This window comes from Bacillus sp. EA-CB0995 (genome assembly GCF_055814245.1).
Genome location: NZ_CP169269.1, coordinates 812514 through 827685 on the forward strand (window position 1 = coordinate 812514; position 15172 = coordinate 827685).

10 protein-coding genes and 2 pseudogenes are annotated in these 15172 nt (G+C 39.3%); 8 read left to right on the plus strand and 4 right to left on the minus strand.

Going from position 1 to position 15172, the window contains the following annotated elements:
- The first annotated feature begins 133 nt into the window (after positions 1-133).
- The 3 genes from ACEWFJ_RS04360 to ACEWFJ_RS04370 all read left to right on the plus strand — a co-directional run bounded on the left by ACEWFJ_RS04360 (position 134) and on the right by ACEWFJ_RS04370 (position 5311).
- Complete coding sequence (locus ACEWFJ_RS04360) at positions 134-1165, plus strand: GlgC family sugar phosphate nucleotidyltransferase (protein ID WP_473690612.1); 1032 nt, start codon at positions 134-136, stop codon at positions 1163-1165.
- Between the two features lie 93 nt (positions 1166-1258).
- On the plus strand, positions 1259-2767 hold the full coding sequence (gene glgA, locus ACEWFJ_RS04365; RefSeq protein ID WP_473690614.1) for a glycogen synthase GlgA: 1509 nt from the start codon (positions 1259-1261) through the stop codon (positions 2765-2767).
- Between the two features lie 135 nt (positions 2768-2902).
- Positions 2903-5311 carry a glycogen/starch/alpha-glucan phosphorylase gene (locus ACEWFJ_RS04370; protein ID WP_473690616.1) on the plus strand — a complete coding sequence of 803 codons (2409 nt, stop codon included), beginning with the start codon at positions 2903-2905 and terminating at the stop codon, positions 5309-5311.
- Between the two features lie 263 nt (positions 5312-5574).
- Here ACEWFJ_RS04370 and ACEWFJ_RS04375 read toward each other — a convergent pair.
- Both ACEWFJ_RS04375 and ACEWFJ_RS04380 read right to left on the minus strand, forming a co-directional pair.
- A pseudogene (locus ACEWFJ_RS04375) lies at positions 5575-6296 on the minus strand (lipase family protein).
- 212 nt (positions 6297-6508) lie between these two features.
- Positions 6509-7291 (minus strand): TIGR00266 family protein, encoded by a 783-nt coding sequence (locus ACEWFJ_RS04380; protein WP_429710144.1) that lies wholly within the window; start codon positions 7289-7291, stop codon positions 6509-6511.
- Positions 7292-7577: 286 nt separating this feature from the next.
- Here ACEWFJ_RS04380 and cspD point away from each other — a divergent pair, with 286 nt between their 5' ends.
- Positions 7578-7778 (plus strand): cold-shock protein CspD, encoded by a 201-nt coding sequence (cspD, locus tag ACEWFJ_RS04385; protein ID WP_035432508.1) that lies wholly within the window; start codon positions 7578-7580, stop codon positions 7776-7778.
- A 157-nt stretch (positions 7779-7935) separates the two neighbouring features.
- On the opposite strand, the gene ACEWFJ_RS04390 is transcribed toward cspD, so the two are convergent.
- Positions 7936-8667 carry a yteA family sporulation protein gene (locus tag ACEWFJ_RS04390; RefSeq protein WP_473690618.1) on the minus strand — a complete coding sequence of 244 codons (732 nt, stop codon included), beginning with the start codon at positions 8665-8667 and terminating at the stop codon, positions 7936-7938.
- Between the two features lie 336 nt (positions 8668-9003).
- On the opposite strand from ACEWFJ_RS04390, the gene ACEWFJ_RS04395 reads away from it, so the two are divergent.
- Positions 9004-9789 (plus strand): enoyl-CoA hydratase/isomerase family protein, encoded by a 786-nt coding sequence (locus ACEWFJ_RS04395; protein WP_473690620.1) that lies wholly within the window; start codon positions 9004-9006, stop codon positions 9787-9789.
- Between the two features lie 221 nt (positions 9790-10010).
- Here ACEWFJ_RS04395 and ACEWFJ_RS04400 read toward each other — a convergent pair whose 3' ends face one another.
- Positions 10011-10964: a 1,4-dihydroxy-2-naphthoate polyprenyltransferase gene (locus tag ACEWFJ_RS04400; protein WP_473690622.1), complete on the minus strand. Its 954-nt coding sequence runs from the start codon at positions 10962-10964 to the stop codon at positions 10011-10013.
- Positions 10965-11210: 246 nt separating this feature from the next.
- Here ACEWFJ_RS04400 and ACEWFJ_RS04405 point away from each other — a divergent pair, with 246 nt between their 5' ends.
- The 3 genes and pseudogenes from ACEWFJ_RS04405 to menH form a co-directional block, all read left to right on the plus strand.
- Positions 11211-12605: an isochorismate synthase gene (locus tag ACEWFJ_RS04405; RefSeq protein WP_473690624.1), complete on the plus strand. Its 1395-nt coding sequence runs from the start codon at positions 11211-11213 to the stop codon at positions 12603-12605.
- The gene (gene menD / locus ACEWFJ_RS04410) at positions 12602-14356 is read left to right on the plus strand and encodes a 2-succinyl-5-enolpyruvyl-6-hydroxy-3-cyclohexene-1-carboxylic-acid synthase (RefSeq protein WP_473690626.1); all 1755 of its coding nucleotides are present in this window, start codon (positions 12602-12604) and stop codon (positions 14354-14356) included. The genes ACEWFJ_RS04405 and menD overlap by 4 nt, the downstream gene beginning before the upstream one ends.
- Positions 14353-15161: pseudogene (menH, locus tag ACEWFJ_RS04415) on the plus strand (2-succinyl-6-hydroxy-2,4-cyclohexadiene-1-carboxylate synthase); the annotation flags it as partial. The gene menD and the pseudogene menH, both read left to right, overlap by 4 nt.
- Positions 15162-15172: the final 11 nt, after the last annotated feature.

Here is a 15172-nt window from a genome sequence, read left to right on the forward strand (position 1 = left end):
TTCACAAATAGTTAGCGGAGACAATCGGAGCTTTTACGGATAGTGATTCTATTCCTATCTTCTTTGAGTTTATGGAAGGTTACGGTGATAATTTTACTGTCTGTTAGAGCGTGACGAAAAGGGGATGAGATGAGTGAGAGAATCAATGTTAGGAATTATTAATGCAACAGAGAATTTTCCATCACTACAACAAGTAACAAATCATCGATCATTGGCGGTATTGCCGTTTGCTGGGCGTTACCGTTTAATAGATTTTATGCTTTCCAATATGGTAAATTCTCATATTCATAGTGTAGCCATTTTCACAAGTCATAAAAATCGTTCACTCATGGATCATCTCGGTTCTGGAAAACAGTGGGACTTAGATCGAAAACGTGATGGTTTATTTTTATTTCCTCCAAATTGTCAATGTGATCAAGATGAGTTTGGTACATTTGCTCATTTTAGCAGACATATGGATTACTTTTTACGTAGTAAAGAGCAGTACGTTGTGATTACAAACAGTCATGTTGTAACAGCGCTTGATTTCCAAGCGGTATTAGACCGTCACTTATACACAGAGGCAGATATTACAGAAGTATGTCACCAAGGTGAGTCACTTCAGACATATGTATTAAAGAAGGAGTTATTATTACATTTGTTTGAGACGTATCAAGACATGGGATATTATAGATTAATTGATGTTGTAAAAGAAAAACGAAACACATCATTGCATATTGAAAGTTATGAGCATACTGGCTATGTGGCGGTAATCGATTCAATTGAAAGTTACTATAAACATAGCTTGGAAATACTGCAGCCGCATATTTGGAAGCAAGTGTTTAAGAAAGAAACGCCGATTTTTACGAAAGTAAAGGATGAGCCGCCAACAAGGTACGGAAAAAACGCGAGTGTACATAACGCGATGGTTGCGAATGGCAGCATTATTGAGGGAGAAGTAGAAAATAGCGTTGTCTTTCGTTCTGTAAAGATTGGAAAAGGTTCGATTGTTCGTAACAGTATTATTATGCAAAAGAGCCAAATTGGAGAGAATTGTATACTAGATGGTGTAATTATTGATAAGGATGTAAAGATTGAAGATGGAACGACGTTAACAGGCGGAGCCCATTCTCCATTTGTTGTAGAGAAAGGAACAATACAAAGCAGTAATATAACGATTTACTAAGATGTATATTTGAAAATTGAGAGGAGGAATCTGCAGGCATGGCATAGGTAAGCATAGTTTGCCTATGCTTGCTGCTGCAGAGAGACAATCGCAGTGAATATTTTATTTGCAGTATCAGAATGTGTACCATTTATTAAATCGGGTGGATTAGCAGATGTAGCTGGAGCACTTCCAAAGGCATTACAAAAACTTGGAATGAACGTGCGTGTTATGCTTCCGTACTATAGTTTGATTCCAGAGCATGTACGAAAAGAATGTGTGCTTCATAAAGTGATTACGGTTCAGCTTGGTTGGCGTAATCAATATTGCGGTATTTTGAAAATGGAGCATGAAGGAATTACGTATTATTTTATCGACAATGAATATTATTTTAAACGCGATTCACTATATGGTCATTATGATGATGGCGAACGTTTTTCATTTTTCTCAAAGGCGGTATTAGAATGCATTCCGCATATAGATTTTGAAGTAGATGTTCTGCATTGTCATGATTGGCATACAGCGATGGCAAATTTTTTATTACGTGAAAAATATCGTGATCAGCCATTATACGAAAAGATAAAGACAGTCTTTACGATTCATAACTTGCAGTTTCAAGGCGTGTTTCCGCGCATTGTTATGGATGACTTATTGGGGCTTGGCAATGAGTATTTTCATAGTGAGCAGCTTGAGTTTTACGGAAACATCAACTTCATGAAAGGCGGAATTATCGCCTCTGATATGATTACAGCGGTAAGTCCGACATATAAAGAAGAAATTCAATATCCATTTTTCGGAGAGAAGTTAGATGGTTTATTGCGTAAATATAACGATAAACTTGTTGGAATTGTAAATGGAATTGATGATGTTTTGTACAATCCGAAGAATGATAAAACGATAGCGGCAATGTATGATGCAAATTCACTTCATAAAAAAAGAGATAATAAACGTGCATTACAGCGTTATTTTGGATTGCCAGAAAAAGAAGAGGCACCTATTATTGCGATGGTTACACGTTTAACGCAGCAAAAAGGATTAGATTTAGTGCGTCATGTTTTTCATGAAATGATGCAAGAAGATGTGCAATTTATTGTACTTGGATCGGGCGATAAAGAATATGAACAGTTTTTTGAACAAATGGCATATGAATATCCAGATAAAGTGAAAGTGTATATCGGATTTCATGAAGGGCTGGCACATCAAGTGTATGCCGGGACAGATTTGTTTCTAATGCCATCTTTATTTGAGCCATGCGGCCTTGGACAGTTAATTGCCCTTGCATACGGAGCGATTCCAATTGTGCGGGAAACAGGCGGTTTAAATGATACAGTTCAATCGTACAATGAAGCTATAAATGAAGGAAATGGTTTTAGTTTTACGAACTTCAATGCGCACGATATGCTGCATACGGTGCAGCGTGCACTGCACTATTATCATGACAAAAAGGTATGGCAGTCTCTTGTGAAACGAGCAATGACAGAGGATTATAGCTGGAAGCAGTCCGCACGTAAGTATAAGGAGCTTTATGAAAGCTTGTTCGAGTCAAATGAGGAACCACAATCTCATGAGGAACAAAAGGAGATTGATGATAAGCAACCGATTCTTTTTGTTCATCATCAGTAGGAAAGCGTAATTGATACATGTTTCACTGAACGGGTTGTATGTGTGAAGGATTCATTCGTTAGAACCGGATTGGGAGGGCTAACCAGCAGCGGGAAATCCACTGCTGGTAGTTTCATTTTGGAAGAGGTGAGAGAGATGTTTTCGAGTACAGAGAGTTTTAAAGCTGCTTTTTTAGAAAAGCTAGAAACGATGTATGGTAAAAGTTTTAAAGATTCGACTGTGCAAGATCAATATAATACGCTCGGACATATGGTACGTGAATATATTAGTCAGCGCTGGATTGAGACGAATGAACGATATCGGACAGACAATCAAAAGCAAATGTATTACTTATCGATTGAGTTTTTATTAGGGCGTTTATTAGGAAGTAATGTCTTAAACTTGGGAATACGTGATGTATGCGAGAGAGGATTAGAAGAACTTGGGATTTACTTACAAGACCTTGAAGAAATTGAAGCAGATGCTGGACTTGGAAATGGCGGTCTTGGTCGTTTGGCGGCCTGTTTTCTTGATTCTCTTGCTTCATTAGATTTGCCAGGCCACGGGTGCGGTATTCGCTATAAGCACGGTTTGTTTGATCAGAAAATTGTGGATGGTTATCAAATCGAGCTGCCGGAGCAATGGCTGCGTCACGGGAATGTTTGGGAAGTAAGAAGGCATGATCAAGCTGTGGAAGTTAGCTTTTGGGGACAAGTTGATACATTTCAGTCAAATGAACGTCTTGAATTTCGGCATATAAATGCGGAAACAATTATGGCTGTACCGTATGATGTACCTGTTGTTGGCTATCAGACAAATACTGTAAATACACTGCGTCTTTGGAGTGCAGAGCCGGTTCTATTTCCCCAAAATTGCAAGGATGTATTGAAATATAAACGGGAAACGGAAGCAGTATCGGAGTTCTTATATCCAGATGATACGCATGATGAAGGAAAAATACTTCGTTTGAAACAGCAATATTTTCTTGTGTCTGCTAGCTTACAAATTATTGTTCGGTTGCATCGTGAACGAAATGGCACGCTGCGCAATCTGCATGAGAAAATTGCGATTCATATTAATGATACGCACCCTGTCTTAGCGATTCCGGAATTAATGCGTATTTTGCTTGATGAAGAAAAGATGAGCTGGGAGGATGCGTGGTACATTACAAGACATACGATTTCTTATACAAACCATACAACCTTATCTGAAGCGTTAGAAAAGTGGCCGATTCATATTTTTGAGCCGTTATTACCGCGCATTTATATGATTGTACAAGAAATTAATGAGCGCTTTTGTCGTGATTTATGGGAGCGGTATTCGTATGAGTGGAATCGCATTGAAAATATGGCGATTATCGCTCATGGGCTTGTGAAGATGGCACATTTAGCAATCGTTGGCAGTCATAGTGTAAACGGTGTTGCTAACATTCATACGGAAATATTAAAGCAGCGAGAAATGCGATTGTTTTATGAGTTTTATCCAGAGAAATTCAATAATAAGACGAATGGAATTACCCATCGGCGCTGGTTATTAAAAGCAAATCCGCAGCTGTCAAAATTAATTTGTGAAACAATTGGAACAGATTGGATGAAGGAGCCAGATCAGCTGCAAACTTTAGGAAATTATAAGTATGATGCAGCATTTCAAGATGCGCTTCATAATGTAAAACAAGTGCGAAAAGAATTGTTAATGAAGCGGATTGAAAAACAAACAGGTATTGTTGTTGATCCATATTCTATTTTTGATGTGCAAGTAAAACGGCTACATGCATACAAGCGGCAATTATTAAATGTGCTGCATATTTTATATTTGTACAATCGTTTAAAAGAAGATTCTAGTTTTTCCTTTTATCCGCGTACATTTATTTTTGGTGCAAAGGCATCGCCTGGTTATTATTATGCGAAAAAGATTATTAAACTTATAAATGAATTAGCCCGAAAAGTGAATGATGATCCGTATGTAAGTCAATATATGAAAGTTATTTTTCTAGAAAACTATCGCGTTTCTCTTGCTGAAGATATTTTTCCAGCGGCAGATGTGAGTGAACAAATTTCAACTGCAAGTAAAGAAGCATCAGGAACCGGAAATATGAAATTTATGATGAACGGTGCGATAACGGTTGGTACGCTAGATGGTGCTAATGTTGAAATAAAAGAAACTGTTGGAAATGATGCTATTTTTATTTTCGGTTTAACTGCAGAAGAAGTACTACATTATTATCAAAATGGCGGATACCGTGCTAGCGATTATTATCATCATGATATGCGCATTCAAAAAGTCGTCAATCAGCTGACAAATGGCTTTTTTGAGGATGCGGGTGATGAGTTTGAAGCTATTTTCGACTCCCTTCTTATTCAAAATGATGAATATTTTGTTCTCCGGGATTTTGCACCGTATGCAGATGCGCAAGAAAAAGTTGGAAGAACATATGAGAATCGAAAAAAATGGCTTGAAATGAGTACTGTTAATATTGCGAAATCTGGTCATTTCGCAAGTGACCGAACAATCTTACAGTACAGTCGTGATATTTGGAGAATCGCAGAGGGCATGCGAGCGCGGTAAAAGAAAGTAGAGTTTCATCTAAATAGTTTCGAGAAGCGGAACAATTGTTTACTAAAGGAAAACGAAAAAAACGACTTGTAAACATTTCAAGTCGTTTTACTTTGTGGCAGAAGTAGGATAGAACGGTGCATATAATATACCGTGTCCATCGTATTCTGCTGTAGCAAAGTACGAAAATGTAAAGAAACCTGTAAAAACAACAAGCATAACTAGAAAGAATGTAACGATAGCTTTTACTATGTTCGGTCTCCAATATAGACCTTTTAAAAAAGAGCGGTAATTGACGTTTTATAAGTTGTAATGTGATGGTTTTTTGTAATGGAATTCATATTTTTCGTAAAGGTCATACTGCGATGAATATGGGAATATTCCCATTTATTTTCTTCGAATTGTACTTTACGAGGGGAAGAAGCGGGACGACATCAAATAAATTTACGAAGCGAAAGCTGTTGGACACTTGCATTTTATAATAATTTCGAAAGGCAATATCTCCGACTTTCGGGGAGCCGAAATTGTAGAGAGTGTAATGAGAGAATGAAGTGTTTACACGGGCGTCTAGTATGTGCAGGGTAGCAAGGGCTCCTCCTAAACTATGTCCAGTAACGAAAAGTGCTTTATGAGAAGATAGGGAAACGAGGGTGTCCATTATTGTATCTCTACATGATTCGTAAATAGAAAGAAAGCCGCTATGAACATTGCCGCTATTTGCAGTAAATGGATATGGTTTTTGTTGGACTATCGAATCGGCCATCCAATCACGGTCGGATTGTGTCCCGCGAAAGGCTACAATAATTTGATCCTCTGATTCTAAAATAAATCCAAACCATGTTGTTGTTTGAATGGCTTTTGCCTGAAAGCCTTGTATATATCGAAAACCTTCGGGAATGGTGAAAATGCCATTTTGCTTATATTGCTCATATGTTAGTTCGCAGCATGTAGCTAACAACACAGCGGTATCCTTATGAAAGGATACAGAAGTTGGCATAGAAAAGTCCTCCTCATGATGAAATATAATTCAATATATGAGGAGGATATGGAATTCATTCTTTTACTTACCCCGCACTAACGGGCAGTAAAGGATGGAGAAGAGCGGGGAGTAAAACTGCCCGTAAGAGCCCGATTGGTTCAACTAACCATCGGAGAAAGGCACTCCCGATGGAAGTTTCACTTTACCCCGCACTAACGGGCAGTAAAACTTTACTCGTCGCCATCCAGAATGCGTCCAAGTCCACCGAGAATACTGCCTTCTCCAGAATTTTTTGCTCCTGGGCCAGCAATGCGCTGTGCTAAGCGGCTTAATGTTAAAGATTGAACCCAAACCGTTCCCGGCCCTTGTAATGTTGCGAAGAATAGGCCTTCACCGCCGAAGATTGCACTTTTTACATTACCAACAAATTGAATATCATAATCAACATCTTGTGTCATGGCAACAAGGCAACCTGTATCAATTCGTAATCTTTCTCCTGGTTTTAACTCACGCTTATAAACCGTTCCGCCGGCATGCATGAAAGCAAGGCCGTCACCTTCAAGTTTTTGCATAATAAATCCTTCGCCGCCGAAGAAGCCGCTACCAAGTTTTTTTGTAAATTCAATGCCGACAGAAACACCTTTTGCAGCACATAGAAAAGAATCCTTTTGGCAGATTACTTTTCCGCGATACTCAGTTAAATCAACAGGGATAATTTTCCCAGGATACGGAGCTGCAAATGAAACATGACGTTTTTCATGTCCTGTATTTGTAAATACAGTCATGAATAAGCTCTCACCTGTCACGAGACGTTTCCCAGCACCGACAAGCTTGCCGAAAAATCCACCTGTTTGTGCAGCACCGTCACCAAATACTGTTTCCATTTCAATATTGTCTTCCATCATCATCATAGCACCGGCTTCAGCAACTACGCTCTCTTGCGGGTCTAACTCAATTTCAACAAACTGCATATCATCGCCGTATAATTTGTATTCGATCTCATGTGCTTTCATGGTTTCACCTCAATTATAAATATGTATATCCGTATTTATATTGTACCGAAACATTTTCAAATAGAAAATACAAGTTTTGTTAATTTTCAAAAAGATATTTTTGTTTTGTTTGACGTTTTATTCCGGGCGTGATATAGTAAAAGAACTATTGAGCTGCATAATGTGGTACGGAAATAAAGCGTGTTTGTTTCAAAGCATTAGCTTGTGAGGAAATCATGATGTTTATCTCGACCTTTGTATGTAGTTTCCAATAGATAGATTTCTTTTTATTTAGGAGGTACATGCAATGCAAACAGGAAAAGTAAAATGGTTTAACGGCGAAAAAGGTTTTGGTTTCATCGAAGTTGAAGGTGGCGAAGATGTATTCGTACATTTCTCTGCAATTCAAGGCGAAGGCTTCAAAACTTTAGAAGAAGGTCAAGAAGTTTCTTTCGAAATCGTTGAAGGTAACCGCGGACCTCAAGCTGCTAACGTTACTAAAAAGTAATGAAGGCAAAAGAAACATTCCTGAATAAGGAATGTTTCTTTTTTTCGCTTTAACGGGCAGTAAAGGCTGTGGAAAGAGCGGGGAAAAAAACTGCCCGTAAGAACCCGATTGGTTCAACTAACCATCGGAGAAAAGGCACTCCGATGGAAGTTTCACTTTATGGTCTTGAACTTGACTCATCTGAAGAAAGTTCGCCGTTAAAGGTTCTTTTTTCGTAGTCATCTAGCATTTGTTCATATTCTTCATGTGCTTCTGTGGCATATACTTGTACGTTTTTTCCGTACATATCTGTTCCAATAAAGTTTTCAAAATCCTCAACATATCCGCGCGGTTCCTCTGCATCTACATACATCTCATTAAAATTTTTAGAGTCGCGGCGCTCTAAATCAGCAGGAGTTTCTGACGTTCCATATAAAGCAACATCTTGCCAAGCATCTTCAGCATCATAACCAATAGCACTATCCATATCATATTTACCAAAAGGAGGCTCAATAAGTTCTTCTTCAATAGGACGCGCACCAAGGATTAGTTTATTATGTGTATGTTCGATACAAGTTGTTGCAGTCGGCATTGCTTCTAAACGTTCAAGTGGAATTGGTTCACCCGATACTTCGCAAATCCCGTATGTTCCAGCTTCTATTTTTTGCATGGCATGCTTTACATCCGTAAGTTGTTTATGCCAAAATTCGACTAATCCTAAGTCTTTTTCACGTTCATACAATTCTGTTCCCATGTCTCCAGGGTGATTATCATACGCAGAGAGTTCGCCAACTGAATCACGTTCAGAAGCTTGCCCTCGACTTTCATGATTTTGCAGTGTTTGTTCAAGCTCTTGTTTTTGTTTTTGTAGTACAGATTGAAAATGATCCATTTGTTGTGGAGTTAGCATAAAATCCACCTTCCTACAATTCGGTTTCTTTAAGTAGTATGAGCTCAATTACAGGAATTATGAAAAATAATACGTTAATATATCGGCGGTTCAACATAATATAGAGTGAAACTCCCATCAGTAGGGGTCTTACTGTGGGGTTAAAATAAAGTCACGATGTTTATAAAATAGATGCAATATTTAAAATAAAGTCGCGACATAAAAAAATTGCGAAGTTTTTCTCCTTTACATATTTTTGTCTGAAGAGGGTTTTTATGTAAGAACATCTAATATTGAATAGTGTTTCAAGGAAGGCAACCTTTTGTGTCGGTACACTAAACTATTGGAGGGATTAAGATGTTAAATAAAAATGTCGTCCTCTACACTGAAGAAGATGGTATCGCAAGAATTACACTAAACAGACCGGAAGCACTAAATGCGTTAAACCGAGATGTTCTTGAACAACTTTCGTTCGTCTTGGACAGGGTTAAAACTGATTCAGGTGTAAAGACAGTGATAATCATCGGTGCCGGAGAAAAGGCATTTTCCGCAGGTGCTGACATTCAATTTCTCAATAAAGCCACTCCGCTAGAAGTACGAGATTTAGCTCAGTTAGCTGTTACGGTTACTAATAAAATTGAGTCATTAGGGAAAGTAGTTGTTGCTGCCATCAACGGCTTCGCACTAGGAGGTGGACTTGAGTTAGCTGAATCCTGTACGCTCCGTGTTTGTGCTAATCATGCTAGATTAGGACATCCTGAAGTCCGTATTGGAGCTGTTGCCGGTTTTGGAGGAACTACGAGACTGCCCAGACTTATAGGTAAGGGGCGTGCTGCGGAGCTATTGCTCACTGGAAACGCGATAAGCGCAGACGAAGCTTATAGAATAGGACTGGTTAATAGGATTGTTGAACCCCATAAATTACTATCAGAAGTAGAAACGCTAATTTTAGAAATTCTGTCTCAGGCTCCTATCGCAGTAAAAATGACTTGGGAGGCAATTCATCGGGGAGGTAATCTAACTTTAGAAGAGTCCGCACTTCTCGGTGCAGATTATTTCGGTTTGATAGCGTCCACCGAAGACTTCAGAGAAGGAACTAAATCATTTTTAGAAAAGACCCAACCATTATTTAAAGGAAGATAGTTAATGAAAACAATCATGTGTGATTTAAAATAAAGTTTGATGAAAATAACACAATATCTTGGGATAAACCCTTGATTTATAAGGATATAGCAACTTGTTTTTATTAAACTTTATTCCAATTCAACACTTACTGCCCGTTCATGCGGGATAAAGACGATTCGACAATATATAACATGAATGCACCACAAAAAAACGCAAGTGCTTTTACACTTGCGCTTTTCTTATAGGAAATATCCAAGTAACAACCCGATTCCCATTAAAAATCCAAAAATTGTATTTGTTTTTGCTGTTGCAACCATCGCAGGTGCCATTTCCATTGGGATGCTCTTTCCGATAAAACCTTTTGTTGCTTTAAATGCTTTTGGAACGCTTAGAAAGACTACGAGCATCCACGGTGAGGCAATACCGACAATAATAAGGGCAATCGTCCATATATAAGAAATGATAAACATGGATGCTAACACACTAATTGCATTGTTTCGTCCGACTAAAATGGCTAATGTTTTTCGTCCGTTTTCTTTGTCGCCATCTAAATCGCGAATATTATTGGCAAGTAGAATGGCTCCAATTAAAATGGCATTTGGAATAGATAGTAATATAATTTCTGATGTTACAGTTCCAGTTTGAATAAAGAATGAAATCCCAATAATAATAACACCCATAAATAATCCTGCTGTTAATTCTCCAAAAGGTGTATAGGCAATTGGAATTGGGCCGCCTGTATATAAGTAGGCAACAGCCATACAAATAAGACCGATTGCCGCAAGCCACCAGCTGGAGCTCATACAAATGTAAACGCCTAATAAAATTGCGATGCCAAAGAATCCAAATGCTAAGTTTAATACTGTTTTCGGCTGAATACCATCGCGAACGATTGCACCGCCAATCCCAACGGATCCTTCATGATCAAGCCCTCTTTTATAATCGAAGTATTCGTTAAACATGTTTGTTGCTGCCTGAATGAGAAGGCAAGCAAGAAGCATGCTAAGGAAAAGAGGAAGATTTATTTTGCTAATACCTTCAACATGCATAGCATAAGTTGTTCCAATAAAGACGGGAACAAAAGCTGCAGTTAATGTATGAGGACGTAATAAACTCCACCAAATACGCCAGCCTGTTTGTTTACTTGGCTTTGGCTGCATGGAAGAGGAATTCGTTTCAGTTTTTACTTCCATATGGAATCCTCCTATCTGTTTGTTATATAAAATAAAAATGAGTTCTTACTGCCCATTAGAGCGGAACACGTACACAAAAAGTACACAATTAAGTGTAGGAAAAGCATCATATAGTGTCAATGTTTATTTTCTAGGAATATGCTCGGATTTTCTCAGAAATGCTAAACATTGACACACCTTTCGTTTGAGGTGTATCTTAAAATCAAGCGTATTTATGACTATTTTTCGCCCATAGGGGGAGACTGTGTGATTCAAACGAAACAACATGATGTAAAAGATGTGATTCTTACTGCGATTCAACGCGCAGCTGACGGGCAAGTACTCGTTAGCTTTGTGAAGCAAGTGGAATGGATTGATCCACTCCTTTTTTATGCAGCAGGAACACAATTTGGATATAGAGACAGATGTTATTTTGCAGATCCATCGCAGCACGTTATCTTCGCTGGAGTAGGTTCTGCCTTTACTATAGCAAATTCTTCTAATAAGCGCTTTCAAAATGCTCGTCAAGAGTGGGCGCGATTGAAAGACGAAGCAGTAATTCATCGTGATACTTACGAATTTGGAACAGGGCCGCTTTTATTTGGTGGTTTTGCTTTTGATCCACGAAAAGAAAGAACAGATTTATGGGAGTCATTTCACGATACAACACTGCAATTGCCAGCCTTTTTGTTAACGGTAAAGAATGAAAAGGCATGGTTAACAGTGAACCGTTTTGTTTCTGAAAATGATTGTGCAGAAAAGATTTATGAGGAATTGCAAAACGCTGAGGAGCAATTGTTACAGCAAAGCAAGCATTCCTTCGTGGAAGAGAATGTGACCATTCTTTCGAAAGTGGAGATAGAGCCGGAGAAATGGTTACGAGCAATTGAACAAGTGCAGGAAGAAATGAAGCGAGGAGCTGTCCAAAAAGTTGTGTTAGCTCGCGAGATGCAACTTGTTTTGGATAAAAATGTTGATTCGGCTTCTGTTTTGGCAGCACTTCGCATAGGACAACCGGATTGTTATGTATTTGCGTTTGATTATAAAGGAACGTGCTTCTTAGGAGCAACGCCAGAAAGACTTCTTCGTAAAGAGGGAGAAGCATATACATCCATGTGTCTTGCCGGTTCGATTGGACGAGGTGCTTCAGAAGAGGAAACGAAAGAGAATGGATATGAACTTTTGCATGATGAGAAAAATTTAGCAGAGCATGATTATGTTGTAAACATGATTCGCAGTGTGTTAACAAGGCATTGTGAAACAGTCGATATTCCATATGAACCGCAATTATTGAAGACGAAAAATTTACTTCATCTATATACACCAGTACAAGCAAATGGAAATGGTGATTTATTATCGATGATTGAAGAACTTCATCCAACGCCAGCTCTTGGAGGAACACCGCGAGAAGAAGCGCTGAAATTGATTCGTGAAGTAGAGCTATTAGATCGAGGGTTATACGGAGCGCCAATTGGCTGGGTTGATGAGCAAGGAAACGGCGAATTTGCCGTAGCACTTCGCTGCGGATTATTGTCTGGTAAACAAGCTTCGTTATTTGCTGGCTGCGGCATTGTCATTGATTCGAAGCCGCATTTAGAGTATGAGGAAACAAGGCTGAAATTTAAGCCGATGCTTTCTGCTTTGGAGGGACTATCTAGATGAGCAATCATATAGAAGCATTATCATATTACTTAGGCGCGTTTGTTGATGAATTGGCGCGCCTGCATGTGCAGGATGTTGTCATTAGCCCGGGTTCGCGATCAACGCCGCTTGCCTTATTAATGGCGCAGCATGAACAAATCCGCACATATTTACACGTAGATGAAAGATCAGCGGCCTTTTTTGCCCTTGGTATTGCGAAGGCAAAAAAACGCCCTGTTGCCTTATTATGTACATCAGGCACAGCGGCAGCAAACTATTATCCAGCTATATGTGAAGCATTTCATTCGCGCGTTCCGCTTCTCGTACTGACAGCGGATCGTCCGCATGAATTGCGAGATGTTGGTGCACCGCAAGCAATGAATCAATTTCATTTGTTCGGTTCGTTTGTAAAACAATTTATTGAAATGGCACTTCCAGAAGCAGCGGAACCAATGTATCGATATGCACGGATGACAGCGGGACGAGGAGTAGCAGCGGCATTACAAACGCCGAAAGGACCCGTTCATGTAAACTTTCCGCTTCGTGAGCCGTTAATTCCGAATTTCTCTTTAGAAAATTTATGGGAAAAAGGCCGCGGAGAATACGAAACAACCGTTCATCAAGGGAAAATAGCGGTGACGGATGAATATGCAGCATCTTTACGAGAGCGCCTTTCGCATATGAAAAAGGGGCTTATTGTATGTGGTGATGATAGTCATCCAAATATTGCAGAAGCTGTCGTGGCTTTTTCAAAAGCATATGGTTATCCGATTCTTGCAGATCCGCTTTCTGGGCTTCGCAGCGGTCTTCACGATAAAGAGACGATTATAGATTGCTATGATACATTGTTACGAAATGAACAACTGCGAGATAGTTGGAAACCAGATGTGATCATTCGCTTCGGCGGTATGCCAGTTTCTAAAGCACTTACGCAATACTTGAAAAAGCAAACAGAAGCATTGCACATTGTTGTTGACGAATCTGGAAATTGGCGTGATCCAGCGCTTATGTCCACAGAAGTTGTGTATGCTAATGATGCTAAATTTTGTGAGCAGCTTGTAAATGACGTCAAGCAGCAAAGCAACTATGACTGGCTTCATATGTGGCAACAGATAAATGCTGTAACAAAAGAGAAGCTTATTAAAATCGAATCGTATGAACATGCCTTTGAAGGAAAAGTGATTACAGAACTTGTAGATGTTCTGCCAAATGATGCAACTTTATTTGTAAGTAACAGTATGCCAATTCGTGATACAGATACATTTTTCTTCTCAAATGATAAAAATATTGAAGTGCTAGCAAATCGTGGTGTCAATGGCATTGATGGCATTGTTTCGACAGCGCTTGGGGTGAGTGTAGCTCGTGATTCGCTCGTATTAGTTGTGGGGGATTTATCGTTCTACCATGATTTAAATGGATTGTTAGCAGCAAAGCTACATGATTTAAATGCAACTATTGTTGTCGTTAACAATGATGGCGGCGGTATTTTCTCATTTTTACCGCAGTATGAACAGAAAGAACATTTTGAAGCATTATTTGGTACGCCGCTCGGACTTGATTATGAACATGTCGTCAAGATGTATAACGGTTCATTCCAGCGCGTAAAAACATGGGAAGCGTTTCGAAATGAAGTGGACAAAGGTACGAGAGAAAATGGACTGCATGTCATTGAAATCCAAACAGATCGTGAAGAGAACTTACAGCTTCATCGTGACATTATGGCAGAGGCAGCAGCCATTGTTTCAGAAGTATTGCAAGGTGAAGGGAAATGAAAGTAAACGTACATGGTGTTTCTTACGAATATGAAGTAATCGGAAGCGGCGAGCCGCTTCTTGTACTTCATGGTTTTACAGGCAGCATGGAAACATGGCGTTCGTTTGTCCCTGCATGGAGCGATCAGTTTCAAGTGATTTTAGTCGATATAATCGGACATGGTAAAACGGAAAGTCCAAAGGAAACCCGGCACTATAACATAGAAACGGTAGCTGGGTATCTCATTGCTTTGCTCGATCATTTGCAAATTGAAAAAGCGCATATGTTAGGTTATTCTATGGGCGGGCGCCTTGCGCTTACGCTTGCTTGTTTATATCCAGAGCGCGTCTTGTCTCTTTTGTTAGAAAACTGTACAGCGGGACTGATAACAGAAGAAGAACGTGAAGAGCGTAGACAAAAGGACGAACAGCTTGCTGAAAAGATTGAACGAGAAGGCGTTTCTGCTTTTGTGGAAAAATGGGAGAACATTCCGCTCTTTGCCACGCAAAAAAATTGTCTCTTGACGTACAAGCTCGTGTACGTGAAGAAAGGCTAGCTAATGATCCTGAGGGTCTTGCGAATAGTTTGCGGGGCATGGGAACAGGAGCGCAGCCATCTTGGTGGAATGAATTGCAACACTTGCAAATGCCGGTCTTACTCATGAGCGGAGAATATGATGAAAAGTTCTTTCACATCTTAAAAAAGATGAAAAAACATATCCCTCATGCTGAATTTGTACAAATTATTGGCGCGGGTCATGCAATTCATGTGGAACAACCGCAAAAGTTTGATACAATAGTAAGGGGCTTTTTGCAAAACATAAAAGGAGGTAGAGA

What these genes read in the sequence shown, in the direction of transcription:
- ACEWFJ_RS04395 (WP_473690620.1), top strand. Translation starts at nt 9,004, where the DNA reads ATGTTAAATAAAAATGTCGTCCTCTACACTGAAGAAGATGGTATCGCA.
- ACEWFJ_RS04380 (WP_429710144.1), bottom strand. Translation starts at nt 7,291, where the DNA reads ATGAAAGCACATGAGATCGAATACAAATTATACGGCGATGATATGCAG.
- ACEWFJ_RS04400 (WP_473690622.1), bottom strand. Translation starts at nt 10,964, where the DNA reads ATGGAAGTAAAAACTGAAACGAATTCCTCTTCCATGCAGCCAAAGCCA.
- cspD (WP_035432508.1), top strand. Translation starts at nt 7,578, where the DNA reads ATGCAAACAGGAAAAGTAAAATGGTTTAACGGCGAAAAAGGTTTTGGT.
- menD (WP_473690626.1), top strand. Translation starts at nt 12,602, where the DNA reads ATGAGCAATCATATAGAAGCATTATCATATTACTTAGGCGCGTTTGTT.
- ACEWFJ_RS04370 (WP_473690616.1), top strand. Translation starts at nt 2,903, where the DNA reads ATGTTTTCGAGTACAGAGAGTTTTAAAGCTGCTTTTTTAGAAAAGCTA.
- ACEWFJ_RS04390 (WP_473690618.1), bottom strand. Translation starts at nt 8,667, where the DNA reads ATGCTAACTCCACAACAAATGGATCATTTTCAATCTGTACTACAAAAA.